We start from the raw sequence: 1,775 nt of genomic DNA on the forward strand, positions 1-1,775 counted from the left end.
ACCAGGATCAACAGAAAACTTGGCCGTAATGTCAGCTATTGAATGGTGACCATCTTTATAAAGATTTAAAATAGCCAATTTTTCAGCTTTAGAATATTTCATTCGAGCCATAGAAAATACTCCCCTTAGATCAACAGATTTTTATTTTTTATCTGTCTACCTAATGGGGAGCATATCAAGTTTGATCAAAATGGATTCTTTTTGTTTAAATAGGACTTTCACTTTTATAAAAACGTTTGATTAAAATTCGATTTTTCTAAGGATATTTAAAAACTTTCAATTTTAAAGCTTCTTAAGTGTTAAATAAAACCTCATATGAAGAAAAGGTTGTATTTGTATCCCATGATCGAGCATTCATAAATAATCTAGCAGATTTACAGTATGATATTTATGATGAAAAATTGCATCAAATGTAATATAAATTTGTTTTCAAAAGCAAAAACGGATGGTATGGTAATTGTGGTAATAATAACCATCTCACGTTATCCTAATCAGAAATAAATTATACTATTTGGAGAGTGAATTATGTTAGACTTCGATGCGTTGTGGGATTACAATCAACCTGAAGAAACCGAGCAGAAATTTATCAGTTTGCTAATGCAAGCAGAGGACTCCGGAAACATTGGATACTTAGCTGAACTTTTGACTCAAATTGCACGTTCTCAGGGATTGCAGGCAAAATGCAGAATAGCGCATGAGACGCTGGATCGTGCAGAGAGATTATTGAAAGAGGATTTAGTTGTGGCACGAATTAGATATTTTCTGGAACGAGGCAGAGTTTTTAATTCCTCATCTCGATCAATGGACGCTATTCCGCTATTCCTCAATGCATGGGAATTAGGAATCCAGTCCAGTGAGGATTATTACGCTGTTGATGCAGCACATATGTTGGGAATTGCTGAATCGACTCCGGAGAAACGTATGGAATGGAATTAGAAGGCGCTAGACTATGCCGAAAAGAGTCCTAAAGCCAGCCATTGGTTAGGTTCGTTATATAATAACATCGGTTGGGCCCAAGTTGAGAATGGAAAACTTGAGGAAGCACTTGAAATGTTCAAGCGAGCGTTGGAATTCCGCAAGGTGCAAGGCACCCCAAATTCGGTGTTTATTGCAAAATGGAGCGTAGCAAAGGTACTGCGGTTAATGGGACAAGTTGACGAGTCTTTTGCAATTCAGATGGAATTACTTGCTGAAACCGAACAAACCAGCGAACCCGATGGATATGTTTATGAGGAGGTCGCGGAGTGTCTTCTTTTGCTTAAAAGAAGCGAGGAAGCACGACAATACTTTTCTTTTTGCTATGACCGCTTAATACTCGATAACTTTCTTGCAACAAAAGATCCGGAGCGCATCGTACGCATTAAGGAATTAGCAGGACGATCAGTCTAGAGGAGAAATGTTAAATACGTTACAACTACTACACAATTTGGAACGATATTTATATAGGGAGTTATATTTTTCTTGAAAATTAATAGAGAAGTATGTCCTAGTCTGTTAATCCAATAACCGTACCAGACGCATTTGAAATTGTGTAGATAAAGCAATTATATCTTTTATAGAGATTGGCAATAATCTTCTGATTGAATAAAGAAAAGCACTGGATTCTTCAAAAATCCAGTGCTTTTTTCGTGCGCCCGGCATGGGTGCAATCTATAGGGTGAAAGTCCCGAACCATGAAGGCAGTAGTAGTGGTTAGCTTAATGCAAGGGTGTCCACGGTAACGTGGAATCTGAAGGAAGCAAGCGGCAAACCTCCGGTCTGAGGAACACGAACTT

1 protein-coding gene and 1 pseudogene are annotated in these 1,775 nt (G+C 37.9%); both read left to right on the top strand.

Annotated features, from left to right (window positions below):
* The first annotated feature begins 525 nt into the window (after window positions 1-525).
* Entirely contained in the window at window positions 526-936 is a 411-nt protein-coding gene (locus AC1DUW_RS27645; RefSeq protein ID WP_477644029.1) for a hypothetical protein, read from the top strand.
* A gap of 12 nt (window positions 937-948) precedes the next feature.
* A pseudogene (locus AC1DUW_RS27650) lies at window positions 949-1,389 on the top strand (tetratricopeptide repeat protein); the annotation flags it as partial.
* Window positions 1,390-1,775: the final 386 nt, after the last annotated feature.

It is taken from the genome of Peribacillus sp. P4_C12 (assembly GCF_056402095.1).